Below are 19,862 nucleotides of genomic sequence, written 5' to 3'. Positions count from 1 at the left end.
TGTCATTTCGGTAACATTTTGTACCAAAAACGTACCATTTCGTAAATATGATTTTGAAACGAGTTTCGTACTAAATTTCATAGGTTTTTCTCATGAAAATAGTATTTTCAAGAATCGTTTCATAAACAATCGTTTTCGTACCACGCTTATGAATTAGGTAACTTGATTCTTATGATAGCTTTTTGTTAATATGAAATTAGTTACTTTAATCATAAGGAGAGAATACAAATGCCAAGGGGCGGAAGACGAGAAGGGGCAGGACGTAAAGCACAGGGGATAACACGCAAGGTATCACTAACACTAACAGAAGAACAATGGAATCAAATTGAAGCATCAAGAGAGCCTACGGTAGCGGCATACATACAGGGGCTAATGAATAAAGTTACATCAATCAGAAACGAAACTGATTCGATTTATGAAATTGGTAACCTAAAACATAATGAGCATCAAGTAGTAAACAGGAAGGATGTTGAAGAGTATTGGTCTATCTTTGCTTCCTTTGAGGAATCAGCCGCCCCCGAAGTATTAGAGAAGGCAAGAGAGTCTTTCTTACGTGTGCTGTTCCCAAAGGGCGGAGACTCTGCAAGAATAGAGGTAAAGCCTAACTTCGTATGTCCTTTTACCGGAAAACGCTTCGGCTCTGTAAAATCTATGATAAAAGCGGCTGTACCGCATTTGGTGAAATCACAAATTATGGGAAGTTGGATAAAGCATGAGGTAAAGTAAAGAAGTATTTCAAATCTGCTGACTTTACTTATAGCCAAAGAATTTCACCTGTCGTGCTGTACTACTTGTTCGCAGTTCTTTATTCTGTTCTTATAAGGTAAGTTCTTAGGGAAGTAAAATCCCTAGGTTTTACCTAGGGAAAATGAGCATGAGAGAGAAAAATATTTCCTTGAATATTCAAAATGAAGGAAAATAAATTCCATGTACAGGGCAATATTTTTCCTTACGTATGGAATTTATTTTCTTTTATAAGCCCCTTCTTGCCATGAGTTCTTCAATGGAAACTCCCATGTATTCCTGTTTGGCTTCTCGTGCTTGCTGTGCTTTATTTTCAGCTTGGCTCTTGCCTTTCCTGTCCTTGAATGACCGTTCTTCATACGGGGTATGTTTACTTCCAGTCTTTAAGTAATGTTGGACATTATAAAGTGCATCACAATCAGCCATTAGAAAAGCGGTTGGAGTGATTTTATCAGTCGGAGGATAGTTCACAAAGAACGCTTCGATGTGCTTCTTCATCGTTAGCTTAAGTGTGGCTCTTTCATCATCTCTGTAATGATGCTGTAAATCCTTGATACAATCCTAAACACTTTTACCAGTTATTTGGCTCTTTCTAGTGCTATGATTTTTTCCGGTAACCTTCCTGTATTCTTGGAGGAAGCAAGACGCGAAGTCAGCTAATGACCATAACTGAACATCATCAGGTAAAGCGGTCACAGTCGGTGAAGACTTGACGGTTTTGATAGTTTCAGGCTTAACTTTTCTAGTCGCTACGGTAGTTCCGTTAGATTGAAGTTTCTCACTAAGGTAACTACGGTACTCTACTAGAATTGTCTCACGTTCGCTCTCCGTGACGTTCTTTAGCCTAGCGGTATAATCGTTTTCTACGGCTTGAACGGCGGCTGTAAAAGCTTTTAGCAAGCTATCCGCTTCCTGTCCTACCTGTAATTCAGTGTTCGCAATTAATTCATTTTCGGTGCGGTTGAGAAGCACAAACGGATTGTTTTCAGGGCGGTCAGTAATACTGAAAACGAACTCGCCACTGTCCCCCTTCTGCATGGAGAAGGTTTCAATGAATCCATATTTTTTCAAACGTTCGGCGTAGTTTTTTACTGTCTTGTCAACGCTATTCCCAAATACATACTTTAGAAATAGTCTCGACATAGCAACTTTTGTTGGTACTTGTGACTGGGCAGTATTAATCCGATTCATAATCAGTCCAAGTAACTTTAATGAATCGCCTGTTAGTCGGTTGCAACATGCTACATCATTCGGAAGGGAGTAGAATCCAGTATGGTATAATATGAATCTGCCCGTCATTAATTCCGCCCCCTTCTGTGAATATACTCTGTAACGGCTGTGCGGCTTATCATGTAAGAGCAGGTCTTACCCTCACCAATCTTCTCAGCATTAAGCTGATGGCCTTTTATGGCTCTTAGAATTGTTCTAGGGCTGACTCCTACTACTTTTGCGGCTTCTATGCGACTCATTATTTCTTTCATTGTCCGTTCCCCCTTGGATGGAATAAGTTAATGACAGTAAAGGGCAAAAAAATAACCCTTACAAGATAGTTATCGTTGCATGTAGGGGGTAAGTTGCGAAAAGAAATGCCTATAATAAAGACACGTCCTTATTCTCCGCCCCTGCCATGACTCAGCAGGGGCTTTCTTGTGTCCAGTCGGGGCGGCTACTCATTATCGGGAAAGAACCTATCAACGTCATAACCCATGTCAGCTAGTACAACCTTTAATTGTGTTTCCTCAATCCAGTAGGGATATTTGCCTACTCCCCTGATATTGCCTGAGATGCGTTCGACTTGAAGCTTACCTTGTCTTACCCAACCGTAGACCGCATCTCACTAACCATGCGGCTTCGACTGTGTATAGAAAGCTTTTGTGCAATTTGTGAAATGGTATAGTACCTTCCCATGATTTAGCGTCTCCCTTCATTAATAGACAGTTCTACGAATGCTCTTAAATCGGCTTCGCGTACACGCCATAAAGAGCTTGCAAGCTTCATGCCTTTAATGCGTCCCTCTCCAAGCCACTTGTAGCAGGTGTTCATTTCAATGTTCAACAACTTTGCGACTTCATCGGCAGAATACAAGCGTCTTAAGTACGTTTTCATATCTTCCATTATTATTGCTGACCTCCTGTAGTGTTATTGAGTATGAAGTTCCTGAGACTTTCTTGAGGGATTCTTATACTCCCTCCAACCTTACAGCTTGGAAGTTGTCCGTTATGGCACATGCCATAAACTGTAGTGTACGATAGCCTTAAAATATCCATCGTCTCTTTAATAGTGAATAATCGTTCCATGAAGACCGCCCCTTTCGGTTGTGATTGTTTGACATACACAATATAAGGTAGCAATTTGCAAGAATAACAAGAGTGCGTAGAAATACCGAAAAATCCATAAGAATCCTTTAGAAACGTTGATTTTGTTTGGAGTGGGAGAGAGAGAACGAAGGTAACCTTTTTCAAAGAAAATCGGGGCATTAACGTAGATACATTCTGTGATAATAACTAGTTACCATCTGAACAAAACGTATCTCCTTTGTGAAATCAATAATGAAGAATTGGGGTATAAATTAAATCCCATCGCAACGAATCGCGGACATAGAACGACGATTACTTGTGAGGGGGTTGATAATTATGAAGGTAGTACGGACATTTAACGGAAGCAATAACTTAGAGGATATTCTGCTTTCGATTATTAAGGCTCACATTGACAAGCTGAACAAGCCTGAATACGATGAGAATATAGCAAACACCATTCCTTCAACGGACACTGAAGGGATGGCGAGTTAATATGAGTTTGAGAGTAGCGATTTATGCACGTGTAAGCACCACACGGGATGCTCAAAAAGACAGCATTGATAATCAGATTGCCTATGCTACGGATTGGATTACAAGCAAAGGATGGACGGTTGCAGGTACTTACATCGACAATGGTATTAGTGGGCTGAAAGTTAAGAATCGTGCCCAAATGCAACGATTGCTTGCAGATGCGAAAAAGAAGAAGTTTGATGCGGTTATAGCTAAATCCGTTTCTCGACTTGGGCGGAATTTAGTAGAAAACTTGCAGACGGCAGATATTATCGTTAGTTCCGGTGCTCGTTTGATTCTTCCTGAGGACAATTACGATTCTGCTACAAGCCAAAGTAAATTCAATTTCAATATTCGTGCTTTGTTAGCGGAAGAGGATAGTGCTACTTTCTCACGTCATTGCCTGCATATGGTTACAGACGGGATGAGAACGGAAACTTAGTCCCTGATGAAGTGACCACTCCAACTGTTCAAAGCATTTTTCACTGGTATCTACATGACAGTTGGGGGATGCAGAAGATTAGTAACTATTTGACTGAACATGGCTATTCTACGCCTAGAACAGTGTCTAATGCAGGTAATCAAGGTACTATCTGGCATCAGTCAAGTATTAAATGTATTCTGACCAACGTTACCTATACCGGAACCTTGTGCCAGCATCGTGAAGAAATCAGCAGCCACATATCTAAGGAACGTGTTAAAGTTCCCAAAGATAAGCAGATTATCTTTGAGAACGCCCACCCTGCTTTAATTTCTAAGGAAGATTATCAATCCGTACAAGAACTGATGAAATCCAAGGGGAAGAGCCACAGTAACGGTCAAGAAAGCCTTTTTGCTCATCTAATGTTGTGTCCTGATTGTGGACATGGAATGACATTCAGAAAAGACAGGCTAAAGAAACAGAATGGTGCTTACGTTTGCTGTGGCTACGTAAAGCGTGGAAAGGCTTTTTGTTCATCCCACATCATTGGATATGATAAGTTACTCGCAGCCGTGAAAAGTGACCTAAGGGAATTGATAGGCAATAATGTAAAATTGGACAGGCTTTTCGATGTTGTGAAAGGAAATGTAGGTCAAAAGCAATCTACTCTATTGAAAGAATTAAACAAGCTGAAAAAGCAACAGGAGCAGCTTGAGAAGAATGTTCAGGGACTTATAACTCTCTTCTCCAATCAGGCTCTTACCCTTGAACAGTTTACCGCCCAAAATCAACGGAATCAGGAAGAACAACAAGCCCTTGCAGAACGTAAAGCGGAATTGGAATCCGTTCTCGAAACACAAAAAGACACGGAAGAGCAATTCCGTGCCTTTCAGAAGAAAATTGCGTTGTTTGCTCAGCTTGACATTGATGACGAGCAAGTTCTAAAACAACTGCTTCATCAGGTCATTCAGAAAATAGAAGTTCATCAAGACGGTACTATCAAAATTCACTACAACATCGCCCACCCTCAAGGAATGGGTGATTTACTGCAAGGGGCTTAATCAGAAGCCCCTTTCCATTTAAGTAACACTGTACACTCCACATGCACCGTATGCGGGAACATATCCACCGGAGTGACCTCCACTGTCTTGTATCCGCCATCTTCGAGCACCCGCAAGTCTCTTGCCAGTGTCGATGGATTACACGACACATACACCACACGCTCCGGCTTCATCGCCAGAATCGTCTCTAACAACCGCGGATCGCAACCCTTACGCGGTGGATCGACAACGATAACATCTGCCGTAATCCCCTGCTCTTTCCAGTTAGGGATTACATCCTCAGAGGCACCAACCTCGAACACTACATTCTTCATCTCATTTAACTTCGCATTCGCCCGGGCATCCTCAATAGCTTCCGGTACAATTTCGACACCGTATACCTTAGCCGCATGCTGCGCCAGGAAAAGGGAGATCGTACCGATGCCGCAATAGGCATCGATAACCGTTTCGTTGCCAGTCAGTCCGGCATATTCAACGGTTTTACCGTACAACACCTCAGTCTGTGCCGGGTTCACTTGATAGAACGAACGTGCTGAGATAGCGAACTGTACATCGCCGATGTAGTCATAGATGACATCTCTGCCCCACAGGACGCGAGTTTCGCCACCGAAGATGACATTCGTGCGCTGAGTGTTGACGTTCTGGCATATGCTGACTACATCCCGCAGCTGTTCGCGGATGCTGCCAAGCCAGGCGTCCAGGTGTGGGATGTCGCGACCGTTGGTTACGAGGACGACCATCATTTCACCGGTGCGGAAAGCTTTCTTCACGACGACATGGCGCAGCAAGCCACGACTGGTTTCTTCACTATAAGCAGAGATGCCAAGTTCTCTGCCGATGTCTTTCACCTTGCGCACAACGTCATCATTATCCTCATGCTGGATTAAGCAGGTTTCCATATCGATGATACGGTGACTTCCGCGTGCGTAGAAGCCTCCTACAAGACCGCCTTCGGTTACACCAATTGGTACCTGAGCCTTGTTGCGGTAACGCCAAGGTTCGTCCATGCCGAGTGTAGGGCGAACAAGAATGCCATCTGTCTGAGCTACTCCAGCGCCATCAGTCGTACCATCCACGATGCCACCATCGTTAGCACTATCTATCTGACTCTCAACAGCTTCATTCTCTTTGCTCTTTCCGCTATCCCCGCCACCACTCACCCGAAGCTTCCCAATCCGCTCCAGGTTGTCCACCACCAGCTGCCGTTTCCACGCCAGCTGAGCAGTGTAGTCCATATGCTGCAGTTGGCAGCCGCCGCATTGGTCATAGATCTCGCAAGGCGCCGCGATGCGGGCGCTGCTCGCTTCTACTATATTCAGCAGTTTGGCGTAGCCATACTGCTTTTTGGTCTTGAGCACCCTTGCCCGGACTTTCTCTCCGGGAAGGGCTCCCTGCACAAAAAGGGTAAAGCCTTCTACGCGGCCTACCCCTTCACCTTCATGGGTCATGCCGATAATATCGAGCATAACCTCATCATTTTTATTCACAGGCAGTCCGGCGACAGGCGCCTTGCCGGCTGGGCGGCTGGTGCTGCGTCCACTGCGGTGTTTACTCATTATTTATTGTTCACTTCTTTCATTATCATCGCTGTATAATCCCACTCTTACTTTCAAACAGCCCTAATTATTCTGAGCAAAAATCCGCAGATGCTGCGGTAAAATCCGAAAACGACCCGGCAGCTCTCCGCCAAGTTCTCCATCCAAGTTCAATTGGACATGCCCTGGAGAGATTACATCCATTGCATCCGTACGGAAATACACAACCTTTTTATCCTGCAAATGCTCGCCACGAAGAGCCAATCTAACCAAACGGACAAACTCTGCCAGGTTGCATTTTTTAACCGCAATAACATCTAACAGACCGTCATCGATTCGAGCGCCGGGAGCAAGCTTTTCAAAGCCGCCGACAGAATTCGTATTTGCAATCAGGAACAGCATGAACTCATCATGAATAACCTCCTGCCCATTGGCACGAATGATTAGTTCCTGAGGAGATAGGCTGACCATTTTTTCAATACCTTTTAAATAGTACGCAAGCTGCCCTATCATGGTCTTCAGCTTACTGGGAACTTCATAGGTCAGTTCGGTTAGACTGCCACCGCCTGCTATATTAATAAAATAACGATCATTGGCTTTACCGATATCAATCGGACGCGACTCTTGACGAAGGATCAAATCAACGGAATCTTCCCAATTCTTCGGGATCCCCATCGCACGTGCAAAATCATTGGTAGTCCCAAGTGGCAATACGCCAAGCGGGGGGAGATTAGGTTTCTCCGCCATACCATTGATAACCTCATTTAAAGTGCCATCCCCACCGGCTGCTATGATTAGATCATAACCGCGCTCTACTGCATCCGCAGCAGCTAACATAGCATCGCCTTCTCCGGTCGTTGCATGGCAGGAGGCTTCAATGCCACCCGTATCCAGCCGGTCCAAAATGTCGGCGAGCCGCTTCTTCATTTCTTCCCGTCCAGAAGTGGGATTATAAATCAATCTCGCAGTTTTCATTACCGGAACGCCACCTGTTTTTTATAATAGAATAACCTAATTGATTATACCTAATTCGGACCACTACAATCAATGTCAGAGGACATTTATCGTAAATATTCCATTATACAACAATTCACGACACCTTATTAGGCAAAAACAACTATATATATGTCTATGCAGCAAATCCCGTATTATCCACGGAAATGGGCACTATTTTTCATGATTAAGTGGGCTAAAAAGGAAGCTTTTTAACTCTTTTTTCGAATCTGTCCGAGGAGTGTCTCTACCTGTCTCTCAATCCAATGCGGAAGAAGCGGGTGCGGCAAAAGCGTCTGGCCAGAATACTTATAGGTTAACCCTTTAAGTCTGTTCGGAACCACATGTTTAGTGAAATAACCTTCACTCAAAAAAAGCGGCGCCACCAATACCTCGTGACCCTGCTCCTGCCAATACTCCACTTTGCTTCTTACACTGTCCGGATTCAGCAGACCATAATCGGCCGCCGCTACGCCGCTCACCTCACGTACACGTCCTGCCAGTGAAGAGATGCCCTGCTGCCAACGCTGGCGGAAGCCATCATAAATGCTGCCGTGACCCACTAGCAGAATCGTCTCACGTTCAGGTTCCGTAGACAGCTTACGGAGCTTGTCCCAGATCATCACAGCGATGTCCGGGTCATCGTCGACAGGATAACCATAGTGAACCTTAGCCTTCACGTGGAACGGCTCTAAATCGGTCTCACGTTCAGGTGCAGGTTTAGCCCCTAGTGCATATTCTATTTCATCGACATGTGTGCTTCCCGAGGAAACGAACAATGGGATCACAATTATATCTGTGACCCCTGCATGTTCCAGTTCATTTATTCCATCTTGAATCAGACGGCCCTCTACCAGCTCTAAAAAAGAGACCACCACTGGCATCTCTTCATCTAGCGATAATTCGCTTACGGCCTCTTCCACGATCGACACCCAAACCTCGTCGCGGGAGCCGTGACTGATAATAAGTACGCCCGGTACCATAAATTAGCGTCCCAAACGTTCCAGCGTTAATTTATAACCATCATTTCCGTAGTTCAGGCAACGTTTTACACGGGAAATAGTAGCTGTACTTGCTCCTGTCTCTGCTTCGATCTGATTGTAGGTCGAACCTTTGCCAAGCATACGCGCTACTTCCAGTCGTTGCGACAGCGATTGAATCTCGTTCACGGTGCACAAATCATCAAAGAAAACATAACATTCTTCCATATTCTTTAATGTTAAAATGGCTTCAAATAATTGGTCTATACTTTTATCATTTAACTTCTTAAGTTGCATCAATTTTTCATCCCCTAAAAGTTCTATCAGCATTAGTTTCTCTGATTAAGCTCCGTACAAAACTAGCTCCGGAAACATCAACCTAATGTCACTATCCTGCCTTTACTATATTGCACTGGAGCGCATTTTTCAAGCATTAACGATTTCACGCTGTAAAGAACGAAAATGATGGACAAACGTCCACCCCACGCGCACACCATTTATGTACCCCAATACAAGTATTTTTCTCTACATAAGAATTATCGCCTACACTATAGTACTACAAAAGCGCCGAAAATCAAGCTCGTACACGGTTTCTTCACTACTTTAACCTGTTTATAGGCATACGCCCTTTTCCGCTCCTATCCCTATTACCCGGGCATTCGTCTATACCGTATGTTCGCCCATGACATACAGTATAGCAGACCACTAACAAAGGAATGTGATATTATGCCTGATCATTACTATAATCATTCCCGCCGGAATCAGCGTTCACTGAGCGATTCGTATAATGCCTCTGCCTATCCTGGCCTCAGCTCATATGCGCCCTCAGCTCTCCCAGGTGAGACCGGAATCCTTCCTGCTTTAGGAGCAGAAGCTGCCACCGAAACTGCGCTAGCGCTCCCTGCAGCTGAAGCTGCAACAAAGGCAAGCGGCGGGCTTGCCGGACTGCTCAGCGGCTTAGGCGGCGGTGGCGGAATTGGTGGGAATATGGAGCAAATCAAAGGCATCATCGATCGTATGGGCGGCATTGACGGGATCGTAAACTCTATGGGTAAAGTACAAAAGGTGATGTCCGGCTTCCAGCAGATGGCTCCAATGGTTAAGCTGTTCATGGGTAGCTTCGGTAAAAACAAAGGCGCAGCAGGCGCACTAGCCGCCGAAGAGGATGCCGCCCTGTACAGTCCTAATCGCCGCAAAAAAAAGCGTTCCACCTCACCCCGTCGCAAATCTACTACAACTACTCGCCGGCGCTCTACTTCTTCCACCGGAAAACGTCGCCGCAAATAGCGGTGACGTTTTCTAGCTATGTATCAGAAAAACAGCAATTCTCGCAGGAAAGAGATTTGCTGTTAGCGCTTCTGCTCTATTTTTACTTAAACCAGCCACTCCGTCGAAACCATCGGAACATCCCAAAACCAACTACCAGCATAAACAGCAGCACACCAAAATAACCATACTTCCACTCTAGTTCAGGCATCTTCACAAAGTTCATCCCGTAGATCCCGGCGATAAGCGTCAGCGGCATGAATACGGTGGTGATTACCGTTAGTGTTTTCATAATCGAATTCATCCGGTTGGAATTGAGTGAAATGTAGCTGTCACGCAAATCCGCTGTCATTTCCCGATCAGCCTCAATCATATCGGAGAGTTTTAGCAGATGGTCATAAATATCGCCAAAATAAATCCGTTCCTCGCCATTGCTCTGGACATGCTGTGAATTCACGATCCGGTACATCAAATCGCGCATTGGCACAATCGTCCGCCGCATTTTGAGGAGTCTTCCGCGCACGCCAAACACCTGGCTCATCAATTCCTCCACCGACTCACTGCTACCGCTGCTCTCCAGATCCGCAAGCTCGTCCTCTAAACTGTAGAGACATGGAAAATATTTATCCACCAACTTGTCCATTACCGTATATGCAGCTGCCATCGGCCCACCCGACCAGCCTTTTCGACTATGTATTTCGCTCTTCACCTGTTCCCACGCTTCATTCATCTCTGCTTTTTCCTGATGGTGATAGGAGACAAGAAAGTTCGCGCTTAAAAATAGGTCAACCTCCTCAGCATCCAACGTCCGCTCATTCAGCGCATGCAGCACAAAAAACTGCACATTCTCGTAATGATCCAGCTTCGGCCGCTGCAATACATGCATACAGTCCTCTATCGCCAAGGGGTGAAAATGAAAATATTGATCCAGCAAAAGCGTTTCTTCTGGCGTAGGCGTAGCAAAATCTGCCCATATCCAAGCATAATCCTCCAGCCGGATATTTTGCAGAGGGATCTCTGTCAGCACCTCACCTTTATGTGTGACAACAAGTGTACGTATCATAAATGTTCCTCCGCTTCATCTTCTTCCACGCCTCTATTGTACAGCAAGAAGACAAGTCTTCCAAAAAGCAAAAAACATAGCCAGCAGCACCGCTCAAGCTAGACTAAGAAACATTTGGTGCTTCGTCGTTCGTTAATGCTCGATTCATTTGTGTAAGGTTGGTTGCGCTGGGGGCGAGCTGTCCTTATTCTCTGCTGTCGGTATCGGGTTTATGAGTGAGATGAATTCATAGCTGTGAATTACTATCGCTATTTTTACTAATTAGTTGGTGAAAAAGTGCTCATTAGGAATGGTAAACAACCCTTCGATCGTAAGCAAGCTGAACTTGAATTCGTAAAAGGTTGAATCCATCGCTTCGCGTTCATTTACCGTAAGTAACATATGTTTTACTTTGGGCTGGTAGTGATTTGTGGGATTGGGATGCAATTCTTGCATCTTACCTGTAAAGTTCCGGGCAGAAAGGATAATGGAAATAAGGCGATATTCTTCGACGGCAGAAAAGCATGGAGAAAGGTAAGGGTTGGGTTGGGTTGGGTTGGGTTGGGTTGGGTTGGGTTGGGTTGGGTTGGGTTGGGTTGGGTTGGGTTGGGTTGGGTTGGGTTGGGTTGGGTTGGGTTGGGTTGGGTTGGGTTGGGTTGGGTTGGGTTGGGTTGGGTTGGGTTGGGTTGGGTTGGGTTGGGTTGGGTTGGGTTGGGTTGGGTTGGGTTGGGTTGGGTTGGGTTGGGTTGGGTTGGGTTGGGTTGGGTTGGGTTGGGTTGGGTTGGGTTGGGTTGGGTTGGGTTGGGTTGGGTTGGGTTGGGTTGGGTTGGGTTGGGTTGGGTTGGGTTGGGTTGTACTAGTTACTTTGCGCAAGATCGGACTGTGGTGCGGTGGATTCCGTTGGAATGTGTTACGTCGGACTGGGCTGAGTTAATTTGGGCTGGTCCACCTTCATTCAAGTCAGGTTACGTCATTCTAAGACATTTATGCCTTTATTTCTGCTTCTTCGACGTTAGTTCACCAATTCTAAGGCATTTATGCCTTTATTTCTGCTTCTTCGACGAAGTGTCTCCAATTCTAGGGCAATAATGCTCTTCTTTTTGTCACCATCCCCGAATTTGGTAAATTCAGCGGGATATATACCGTACATTCTCCCTCTATCGCCAAACTCCGTCGCTTCTACGGGATATATACCGTACATTCCCCCTCCAACGCTAAACTTCGTCATTTCTACGGGATTTATACCGTACATTCCCCCTCCAACGCCAAACTTCGTCATTTCTACGGGATTTATACCGTACATTCCCCCTCCATCGCCGATTTCCGCCATTTCTACGGGATTTATACCGTACATTCTTCACTCATCCTCCTGTCCAAACATCAAAAAAAGATGTCCGCAGCCCACTGGCTAACTGACATCTTCATTAAAGGGTGTTTAAAAAATGATTTTGAAAATCAGACCTGATAATACCGCACTGATTGGAATCGTGATGAACCAAGTGACCACAATACGTCCGGCTACTCCCCATTTCACTGCAGAGAAACGTTTGGCAGAGCCTACCCCAAGGATCGCTGATGTGATCGCATGCGTTGAGCTTACTGGCAAATGCAGCAGCGTTGCTGAGAAAATAACAGATGCCGCGGAAATATCAGCCGCGAAACCGTTAATAGGTTCGATTTTGAAAATCTTCGTACCCATAGTCTTAATAATCTTCCAACCACCGATGGAGGTACCGAGCGCCATAGCCGTAGCTGCAGCTATCTTAACCCACAAAGGGATAACATCCATAGTTTCTTGACGTCCTGAGGTAACGAGTGCAAAAGTAATGATCCCCATCGCTTTTTGCGCATCATTCGTACCATGTGTGAACGACTGTAACGCTGCCGTAAGGACCTGCATAGAGCGGAAGCCCTTGTTGACCGTATGTGGACTACGCTTAGCAAAGATCCATTTCAGGATGGTCATGATAATATAACCAATAACAAACGCAATGATTGGGGAGAAAATCAGTCCTTCGACAATTTCCACAAACCCGCCCCAATTGATGTGTGCTGAGCCTGCCCCCACGTATACTGCACCCGCTAAAGCGCCGATCAGTGCATGAGACGATGAGGATGGAATCCCGAGCCACCAAGTAATCAAATTCCAAATAATCGAAGCAATCAGCGTCGCTATTATGATATCCAACCCATTTTCAAGCAAGGTCGGGTCGGTGATACTTCCGCCGATTTTTTTGGCCACACCTGTAAACATCAAGGCCCCAACAAAGTTCATCAGTGCTGCCATAATAATTGCTGTTCGCGGTTTTAAGGCACGTGTTGAGACAGAGGTAGCAATTGCGTTGGCCGTATCATGGAATCCATTGATAAAGTCAAACGCAAGCGCGAGAAATATAACAATTCCAAGAATCCATATAGATGTTTCCATATTCTAGTACCCCTTATGAGTTGCGCATGATGATCGATTCCAACATGTTGGCTACATCTTCACATTTGTCTGTAGTGGTCTCGAGCCGCTCATACAGTTCCTTGCGTTTAATCAGCTCAATCGGGTCTTTTACAGTTTCGAACAGGACCTTAGTACAAATACGCAGCACTTCGTCCCCTTGATTCTCAAGGTCATTCAGACGGATTGTATATTCACGGATCGCCAACAATTTCTTCTGGGAGAGCAAATGAACCGCTTTTTGGATTTCATAAGCACACTGGCGAAGAATTTCGGCGAATTGCACAATGTATTCATCCGGGTCAAGAAGGTTGTACATATAGAAACGTGAGGCGGATGCCTCCAGACCATCGATGACATCATCCATGCTTGTGATCAAGTCCATAATGTCGTCACGTTCAAGCGGCGTAATAAACGTCTTGTTCAATTCTTTGATGACGGTGTGCGTGTAAGTATCACATTGGGATTCGTACTTTTTCATCTCTGCAGCGAAATTATCGACATTATTCCGGAGATCAGTGATATTCTGAGCAAAATAATCTGCAGCTTGGACAATAGTATCGGCCATATTTTCCAGCGTCTCAAAGAATATGTCCTTTTTTCTCAACTTCATTGTTTTAAACCCCTTTACATAAAATTACCGTGAATACAGAGCCACTCATATGTAAAAAGCATGAAAATGAATGACAACCCTTGTTATCTTATCATATCCGTTCAAGGTATAGAAGCTATAGAAATGAACTTTTTTACACTCTATTAACACATACCCATTATTCCGAACACAAATCTGTATAACACTGGATATTCCGACTTTCTTATGTTGTACCATCCGCCCCGCCATATACCACATGACTGCTAAATGAAGGCGCATTAGGGACCACCAAAATATGGGTAATTCCTGGATACATCAGCTCTTCTTTTCCATCCCTCACAAAACGGATCACATCCCCTGGTTCACGCGACCATCTGCCTTTGGTGACCTGTCCCCGCTGAAAAAGCAACGCTTCCCCGCCAAGCTCCACATCAATCTGAAGTCTTCCGACATCATCAAGCACTTTGTGATCGGCTCCTATAACCATCACATTGGCCGCTTCCACCGGATTATCGTTATTTAGATCCACATGAGGTTTGTCATTCACATAACGCTGATAGGTCTGACGTTTAGGATCATATTTATAGTCAACTTTATAACTTTTGAGCAGATAGTTTATGCTAAATTCAGCGGCTTTCTCTCCGTCCGCCGGTATGTAATCTGGATTGTTAAAAAGATACCCGGGCACCTTCACACTTTGCGCAAATCCAAGTTTCTCGGCACCTTCCCGCAGTTTGGCTGCATTGCTGTACAGGTTATGTGGTGCTTTTCGCGCTTTATCCCGCCAAAAATAAGCTCCGGCACGGCCGATCTCGTCCATATCTTCTTTTTTCTCTTTTTGCAAAATGGCATAAGCCGCCGGACTCCCTCCGGCATGCACCGTCACACCGCCGTAGCTCTCGCCAATATCCAGCAGATAGGGGCGGATGCTGCGAATCGGTCCGATTTTCACCACACCTGTATGGCTCTGAAAAATACCAATCAAACGTGTGATGCCACCTTCGGCAAGAATCTCATACAAAATATCTGCTTCACTAACCCCCGATTGCGGCCGGGCGGCAGGAGCATTATTTATCATTACGGCCAAGGGACGTGGAAGACTGTCTTCAGAAACTGGAAGACCTGTTAATCCGGATACGAGCTCAGCAGCGGGATCAATAGTAGGTGAGGGTTGAATCGTTTCGATAGGCGTGGGCTCTGCGGTAGGCTGCTGTGTCGGGGTGATCACATTATTTGCACTCTGTGTTCCGCAAGCGGAGAGCAATAGGGTGGTCAATACAATGGCAGATAACAGACGGGAAGAAGAGCAATTTACTTTCATAAGCTTGTAGTTCCTCCTAAACGTTTTATGAAACTCACTGATTCCTTCCATTTAATCACAGTCAGTCCCATTTGTCTTGATCACCTTCTCCCTTTTTTCATAGCAAGCATAAGGAAATTTTATAGCATGGAATAGATAAATTCTTATATTAAAAAAAGGGTACAGCCATTGCGGCTGCACCCTGCGGGTCTCTTATTCATTCAGTTAGTCTAGCTTCCAGCAATTAAGACTTAATGTCCCATACTGATAAGCCTGAAAAATCCGCTCTGCCTTCCTGCTGCCATCCGCTGTTCCCATCGCGTAAAAGAGAGGTGCAAAATGCTCTCTTCCATAAGAAGGAACCGCATCGCGTACATGTGGAGCTTTTTTCTCATACGCAAAAAGTGAAGGCAAATCCCAGGCTTCTAGTCCCTTGGCAATCCAGGCATCGAATTCAAGTGCCCAATCCTCAGGCTGCTCACTTTCACTTAGCATCCGCAAATTGTGAACAAGTCCACCGCTTCCAATCAGCAGTATGCCTTCGTCACGAAGCGGTGCTAACATCCGCCCGATATTGTACTGCTCCTTGGGAGAGCGCAGGGAATCGACGGATAAAGCAACTACCGGAATGTCGGCGTTGGGGAACATTTTTTTCAGTATCACCCAGACTCCATGATCGAGTCCTCGCCCCAGAACGGGCTGATGTGATAGATTGTTATCCTTGAAGAGCTCAGAAATCCGTCTTGTTAGGGCCGGATCGCCCGGGGCCGGATAGGTCAGCGTGTAAACTTCTTCAGGGAATCCGTAGAAGTCATGCTGTGTCTCGTGCAGTTCATCAACGGTAAGTAGCTGTTCAGGGCTATCCCAATGCGCTGAGAAAACTACTATACCGCGTGGCGCTTCAAGTTCTTGACCAAGCCGCTCCAGAAAACGGGTATAATCGTTATCCTCCAGTGCGAGGAGCGGAGAACCGTGCGCAATAAAAAATGACGGTAATTTCATAGGATGCCAACCTCCATAACCCAGTATATGGTGTGCATCTTTATTTTACCGCTTATTGCAAGTTAATGCGAATAAAAACCTTCTCCTAAATCATCCAATTCTGCCACTCTGTCTGCAGATGCTCTTGTTCGTTCATCCATTCTATAGTCCGCTTAAGCAGCTGCTGCTGCGCCGGTCCAGAAGAAAAGGTGTGATCCCCTTGAAAAATGATCTCTTTATCGCAACGTCCTTCGGGACGTGTCCAGAACAGCTTCTGGTAAAGAAAAGCGTAATCCACCGGAATGACATCATCAGAGGTGCCATGAATGACGAGTACATCGCCGCTAAATTTGCTCGCTTCTTGGAAGGGCTGAAAAGCCGCCAAAGAATTAAAATATACCGGAGTAAACGAGTAGCCCACATAATCGGCTGATCCATTCTTCACAGCACGATCATACGCCTCCCGCCCTACAATTTTCACAATATCATTGAAAGGATAACCAACAGAGGCCCATAACACGAGATTCTTCACGCGGCGATCGCGAATACTTGTCAGCAGCGCCACCGCGCCACCCAGGCTATGGCCAATCAGCGTCACGCGCTGTGGGTCCACATCAGCAGAGCTAATTCCGTAATCAAGCACCGCTCTAGTCTGAGCGATCATCGATTCCATGTCTTCGCCGCCATAATTCCCGCTGCTCTCGCCGCAGCCCACATAATCAAAACGAATAACCATATATCCCTCTTGTGCCAGCTCACGAGCAGCCTTCACAAAAATCCGGTCTACGCCAATCCGATTCCCCACAAATCCGTGGCAGATCACGGCTAATGGCAGTCTATCCTTGCAACGCGAAGAGGTTCCCTTCTCTTTGTTCGGGTAATGTATGCTCGCCGTCAATTCTTCTCCGTTATGCCGGATTACAATATTCCGTTCCATTGCCGCATCCTCCTATAATTATATTTATATTTATAATTTAATTTATTTTAATTTATTAGAATTCCGATTAACTTAGTATGAATTATAATCTAATTATAAAGATTTCGTTCATATTGTCAACAGCAAGGGGCAATTCTTAATAATCTGCGGGGAGTATTGGGCATTAGAGTCTGCACGACAAACAGGGTATCCCGTAAGATATGAACATGACTCTGGGGCTCCCACGTCGAGTGGATTGAAACCGCCAATCCGGGATTCAGCAGCTCTATCGGATTCAGTAGCTCCTTCGGACTCAGTAGCTCCAGCGGATTCAGTAGCTTCATCGGACTCAGCTGCTCCTTCGGACTCAGCGGCTTCATCGGACTCAGCAGCTTCATCGGACTCAGCAGTTCCTTCGGACTCAGCAGTTCCTTCGGACTCAGTAGCTTCATCGGACTCAGTAGCTCCAGCGGACTCAGTAGCTCCAGCGGACTCAGCGGCTTCATCGGACTCAGCGGCTTCATCGGACTCAGCGGCTTCATCGGACTCAGAAGACCCTATTCGCAGATTTAGCACACTTTTTGAATTCTATCGGACCCCATAGTCGCTATCACCCTGTAAAACAGCAAATAAGAGCTACTTTTCGAGCAATAGCGTCACTGGGGTCCGAAACTGTGCTGAAAAGGCGATAATTTGGCTAATAACGTCATCTGAGTCCGAAAGATGGTGGATGCTACGACAACCGGGGGTTTGGGGTGCTTGAGGTTTGGGTTTGGGTTTGGGTTTGGGTTTGAGAACCCCACCAAAAAACACACAGCAGCGATCCCAGTATCGGAGGATCGCTGCTCTATTGTTTTTTCGAGATGAATGACCAGGGTTGTTAATCAATCGTAGCTGTCGTTAAACATCTCATGGGTTTCATGGGTTCCATGGGTTTCATGGGTTCCATGGGTTCCATGCCAATCCTTAAGCAGGCCCTCGGGGGGATCTTCCGCGGAAATCCCGCTGCTGAATCCATCGGATTCAGCAGCTCTATAGGACTCAGAAGACCCTATTCGCAGATTTAGCACACTTTTTGAATTCTATCGGACCCCATAGCCGCTATCACCCTGTAAAACAGCAAATAAGAGCTACTTTTCGAGCAATAGCCTCACTGGGGTCCGAAACTGTGTTGAAAAGGCGATAATTTGGCTAATAACGTCATCTGAGTCCGAAAGATGGTGGATACTACGACAACCGGGGGTCTGGGAGCTCTGGGGTTCCCGGAGTTCCGGGGTTCCCGGGGTTCCGGGGTTCCGGGGTTCCGGGGTTCCGGGGTTCCGGGGTTCTGGGGTTCTGCGGTTCCGGGGTTCCGGGGTTCCGGGGTTCTGGGGTTCTGCGGTTCCGGGGTTCCGGGGTTCCCGGGGTTCCGGGGTCCGGGGTTCCCGGGGTTCCGGGGTTCCCGGGGTTCCCGGAGTTCCGGGGTTCCGGGGTTCCGGGGTTCCGGGGTTCCGGGGTTCCGGGGTTCCGGGGTTCCGGGGTTCCGGGGTTCCGGGGTTCCGGGGTTCCGGGGTTCCGGGGTTCCGGGGTTCCGGGGTTCCGGGGTTCCGGGGTTCCGGGGTTCCGGGGTTCCGGGGTTCCGGGGTTTCAGAACCCCACCAAAAAACAAAGAGCAGCGATCCCCAGTATCGGAGGATCGCTGCTCTATTGTTTTTTCGAGATGAATGACCAGGGTTGTTAATCAATCGTAGCTGTCGTTAAACATCTCATGGGTTTCATGGCTGCCTTCCCAATCCTTAAGCAAGCCCTCGGGAGCATCTTCTGCGGAATCCCACATGCTGAATCCATCGGAGCCGCCCCAATCCCCCATTGAATTATTGGGCGTAGGCTCGAAACCGTTGCCCATGGATCTTCCCTGTTCTTTCTTGTTCTCATGTTCCATAAAGCTCCCAACCTTTCCCAATGCTATATTGATCAAGCAACAACATTATCAGTGTTCACTCTTCTAAAAGGATTATGCATATCGCCATAGAAATGGTTGTCCTTGCGTAGACCTGTCATGCAAACGTATACTCTAGGTTAAAGACTATACCGATTAACAACACTGGAGGTTTACATCCAAATTATGAAAGTGAAAGATATGATTAAGGAAAATAACGCCCTGCGTGAGCAGTTGACGCCCTTCAATCGCTCCTATTTAGAAGATATGATTCTTGCGGTGCGGGCCAGTCGAATTGAACCCCTGCGCGGAGAAGAACTTTTGCTGGATGCGGCCAAGCTGCTGTTGAAGGAACAACGTAAAGGGAAAAATGCCAAGCAAGTATTCGGCGAGAATCCGCACGATTATTTTAAAGAAATCATAGACAGTGTTCCCGGGCGCCCGGTGCGCAGTAAATGGAACTATTACTTGATGATTCCCTGCGCAGCTCTGACCTGTCTTTTTGGGATATTGGCAATCGGTGGACTCTTCTTCCAATGGACTGACGATTCACCTGGAATGTTCGGACAGATCAGCCTTTTCACCCTGCTCGCTGTGGGAGTAGGCTCCATTATCTTAATTGAACTCATTATGAAATGGATGTCTTCCTTGTCGGAAAGCGATGCACCCAGTGCCAAACCTTTTGATATAAAAAGCCTTGGCATCTATATCGGCATTGCAGTAGCTGCTGTATTTATCGGTATGTTCCTCGATCGGTTATTTCCGGTCATTACAATATCCCCGTGGGTAAGCTTAATTCTGTGCATCATTGGGGGGTTGGGACTGAAGTTTATATTTTTCAAAAAATAGAGTTCTAGGCT

General features: G+C 46.1%; 24 protein-coding genes. 7 read left to right on the top strand and 17 right to left on the bottom strand.

Annotated features, from left to right (window positions below):
- Positions 1–228: 228 nt before the first annotated feature.
- Positions 229–726 (top strand): hypothetical protein, encoded by a 498-nt coding sequence (locus NST40_RS03480; protein ID WP_076276943.1) that lies wholly within the window; start codon positions 229–231, stop codon positions 724–726.
- A gap of 246 nt (positions 727–972) precedes the next feature.
- Here the strand turns inward: NST40_RS03480 and NST40_RS03475 are convergent, their stop codons facing one another.
- From NST40_RS03475 to NST40_RS03460, 4 genes are all read right to left on the bottom strand, one after another.
- Positions 973–1,242, bottom strand: a complete 270-nt coding sequence (locus NST40_RS03475; RefSeq protein WP_076276942.1) for a hypothetical protein — start codon at positions 1,240–1,242, stop codon at positions 973–975.
- 63 nt (positions 1,243–1,305) lie between these two features.
- Entirely contained in the window at positions 1,306–2,043 is a 738-nt protein-coding gene (locus NST40_RS03470) for a hypothetical protein (RefSeq protein WP_076276941.1), read from the bottom strand.
- Complete coding sequence (locus tag NST40_RS03465; RefSeq protein ID WP_076276940.1) at positions 2,043–2,225, bottom strand: helix-turn-helix domain-containing protein; 183 nt, start codon at positions 2,223–2,225, stop codon at positions 2,043–2,045. Before NST40_RS03465 ends, NST40_RS03470 begins: the two co-directional genes overlap by 1 nt.
- A gap of 430 nt (positions 2,226–2,655) precedes the next feature.
- Positions 2,656–2,859, bottom strand: coding sequence for a helix-turn-helix domain-containing protein (locus NST40_RS03460; RefSeq protein WP_076276939.1), 204 nt, complete (start codon positions 2,857–2,859; stop codon positions 2,656–2,658).
- A gap of 518 nt (positions 2,860–3,377) precedes the next feature.
- Between NST40_RS03460 and NST40_RS03455 the strand changes: the two genes are divergently transcribed.
- The 3 genes from NST40_RS03455 to NST40_RS03445 all read left to right on the top strand — a co-directional run bounded on the left by NST40_RS03455 (position 3,378) and on the right by NST40_RS03445 (position 5,033).
- Positions 3,378–3,533, top strand: coding sequence for a hypothetical protein (locus NST40_RS03455; protein WP_179087013.1), 156 nt, complete (start codon positions 3,378–3,380; stop codon positions 3,531–3,533).
- Between the two features lies 1 nt (position 3,534).
- Positions 3,535–3,993 (top strand): recombinase family protein, encoded by a 459-nt coding sequence (locus NST40_RS03450; protein ID WP_256719009.1) that lies wholly within the window; start codon positions 3,535–3,537, stop codon positions 3,991–3,993.
- A 68-nt stretch (positions 3,994–4,061) separates the two neighbouring features.
- Positions 4,062–5,033, top strand: coding sequence for a recombinase family protein (locus NST40_RS03445; RefSeq protein WP_256719008.1), 972 nt, complete (start codon positions 4,062–4,064; stop codon positions 5,031–5,033).
- On the opposite strand, the gene rlmD is transcribed toward NST40_RS03445, so the two are convergent.
- The 4 genes from rlmD to NST40_RS03425 all read right to left on the bottom strand — a co-directional run bounded on the left by rlmD (position 5,030) and on the right by NST40_RS03425 (position 8,838).
- Positions 5,030–6,589, bottom strand: coding sequence for a 23S rRNA (uracil(1939)-C(5))-methyltransferase RlmD (rlmD, locus tag NST40_RS03440; RefSeq protein WP_076276937.1), 1,560 nt, complete (start codon positions 6,587–6,589; stop codon positions 5,030–5,032). The two genes, NST40_RS03445 and rlmD, sit on opposite strands and share 4 nt — an antisense overlap.
- A gap of 63 nt (positions 6,590–6,652) precedes the next feature.
- Positions 6,653–7,543, bottom strand: a complete 891-nt coding sequence (locus NST40_RS03435; protein WP_036680719.1) for a diacylglycerol kinase — start codon at positions 7,541–7,543, stop codon at positions 6,653–6,655.
- 230 nt (positions 7,544–7,773) lie between these two features.
- The gene (locus NST40_RS03430; RefSeq protein WP_076276936.1) at positions 7,774–8,544 is read right to left on the bottom strand and encodes a CbiX/SirB N-terminal domain-containing protein; all 771 of its coding nucleotides are present in this window, start codon (positions 8,542–8,544) and stop codon (positions 7,774–7,776) included.
- Between the two features lie 3 nt (positions 8,545–8,547).
- Entirely contained in the window at positions 8,548–8,838 is a 291-nt protein-coding gene (locus NST40_RS03425) for a YerC/YecD family TrpR-related protein (RefSeq protein ID WP_019913624.1), read from the bottom strand.
- Positions 8,839–9,267: 429 nt separating this feature from the next.
- On the opposite strand from NST40_RS03425, the gene NST40_RS03420 reads away from it, so the two are divergent.
- Complete coding sequence (locus NST40_RS03420; protein WP_038568686.1) at positions 9,268–9,828, top strand: hypothetical protein; 561 nt, start codon at positions 9,268–9,270, stop codon at positions 9,826–9,828.
- An 82-nt stretch (positions 9,829–9,910) separates the two neighbouring features.
- Here the strand turns inward: NST40_RS03420 and corA are convergent, their stop codons facing one another.
- Complete coding sequence (gene corA, locus NST40_RS03415) at positions 9,911–10,870, bottom strand: magnesium/cobalt transporter CorA (protein ID WP_076136897.1); 960 nt, start codon at positions 10,868–10,870, stop codon at positions 9,911–9,913.
- A 520-nt stretch (positions 10,871–11,390) separates the two neighbouring features.
- On the opposite strand from corA, the gene NST40_RS03410 reads away from it, so the two are divergent.
- Positions 11,391–11,783 carry a hypothetical protein gene (locus tag NST40_RS03410; protein WP_342410405.1) on the top strand — a complete coding sequence of 131 codons (393 nt, stop codon included), beginning with the start codon at positions 11,391–11,393 and terminating at the stop codon, positions 11,781–11,783.
- Between the two features lie 78 nt (positions 11,784–11,861).
- Here the strand turns inward: NST40_RS03410 and NST40_RS03405 are convergent, their stop codons facing one another.
- The 8 genes from NST40_RS03405 to NST40_RS03370 all read right to left on the bottom strand — a co-directional run bounded on the left by NST40_RS03405 (position 11,862) and on the right by NST40_RS03370 (position 19,005).
- The gene (locus tag NST40_RS03405; RefSeq protein ID WP_342410404.1) at positions 11,862–12,203 is read right to left on the bottom strand and encodes a hypothetical protein; all 342 of its coding nucleotides are present in this window, start codon (positions 12,201–12,203) and stop codon (positions 11,862–11,864) included.
- A gap of 81 nt (positions 12,204–12,284) precedes the next feature.
- Positions 12,285–13,277: an inorganic phosphate transporter gene (locus NST40_RS03400; RefSeq protein WP_076220322.1), complete on the bottom strand. Its 993-nt coding sequence runs from the start codon at positions 13,275–13,277 to the stop codon at positions 12,285–12,287.
- Between the two features lie 13 nt (positions 13,278–13,290).
- Positions 13,291–13,908 (bottom strand): DUF47 family protein, encoded by a 618-nt coding sequence (locus NST40_RS03395; RefSeq protein ID WP_036686871.1) that lies wholly within the window; start codon positions 13,906–13,908, stop codon positions 13,291–13,293.
- 202 nt (positions 13,909–14,110) lie between these two features.
- Positions 14,111–15,208, bottom strand: a complete 1,098-nt coding sequence (locus tag NST40_RS03390) for a DUF3048 domain-containing protein (RefSeq protein ID WP_076278022.1) — start codon at positions 15,206–15,208, stop codon at positions 14,111–14,113.
- 204 nt (positions 15,209–15,412) lie between these two features.
- The gene (locus NST40_RS03385; RefSeq protein WP_076220324.1) at positions 15,413–16,189 is read right to left on the bottom strand and encodes a class III extradiol ring-cleavage dioxygenase; all 777 of its coding nucleotides are present in this window, start codon (positions 16,187–16,189) and stop codon (positions 15,413–15,415) included.
- Between the two features lie 85 nt (positions 16,190–16,274).
- Positions 16,275–17,105, bottom strand: coding sequence for an alpha/beta fold hydrolase (locus NST40_RS03380; protein WP_076195105.1), 831 nt, complete (start codon positions 17,103–17,105; stop codon positions 16,275–16,277).
- Positions 17,106–17,221: 116 nt separating this feature from the next.
- Positions 17,222–17,626: a hypothetical protein gene (locus NST40_RS03375; RefSeq protein ID WP_341001132.1), complete on the bottom strand. Its 405-nt coding sequence runs from the start codon at positions 17,624–17,626 to the stop codon at positions 17,222–17,224.
- A 1,178-nt stretch (positions 17,627–18,804) separates the two neighbouring features.
- Complete coding sequence (locus tag NST40_RS03370) at positions 18,805–19,005, bottom strand: hypothetical protein (RefSeq protein WP_036680885.1); 201 nt, start codon at positions 19,003–19,005, stop codon at positions 18,805–18,807.
- A gap of 183 nt (positions 19,006–19,188) precedes the next feature.
- On the opposite strand from NST40_RS03370, the gene NST40_RS03365 reads away from it, so the two are divergent.
- Complete coding sequence (locus NST40_RS03365) at positions 19,189–19,851, top strand: DUF1129 family protein (protein ID WP_076187230.1); 663 nt, start codon at positions 19,189–19,191, stop codon at positions 19,849–19,851.
- Positions 19,852–19,862 lie beyond the last annotated feature (11 nt).

The organism is Paenibacillus sp. FSL R10-2778 (genome assembly GCF_038593035.1).
Lineage (GTDB): Bacteria > Bacillota > Bacilli > Paenibacillales > Paenibacillaceae > Paenibacillus_AQ > Paenibacillus_AQ odorifer.
This window is presented reverse-complemented; position numbering and strand designations above follow the sequence as displayed.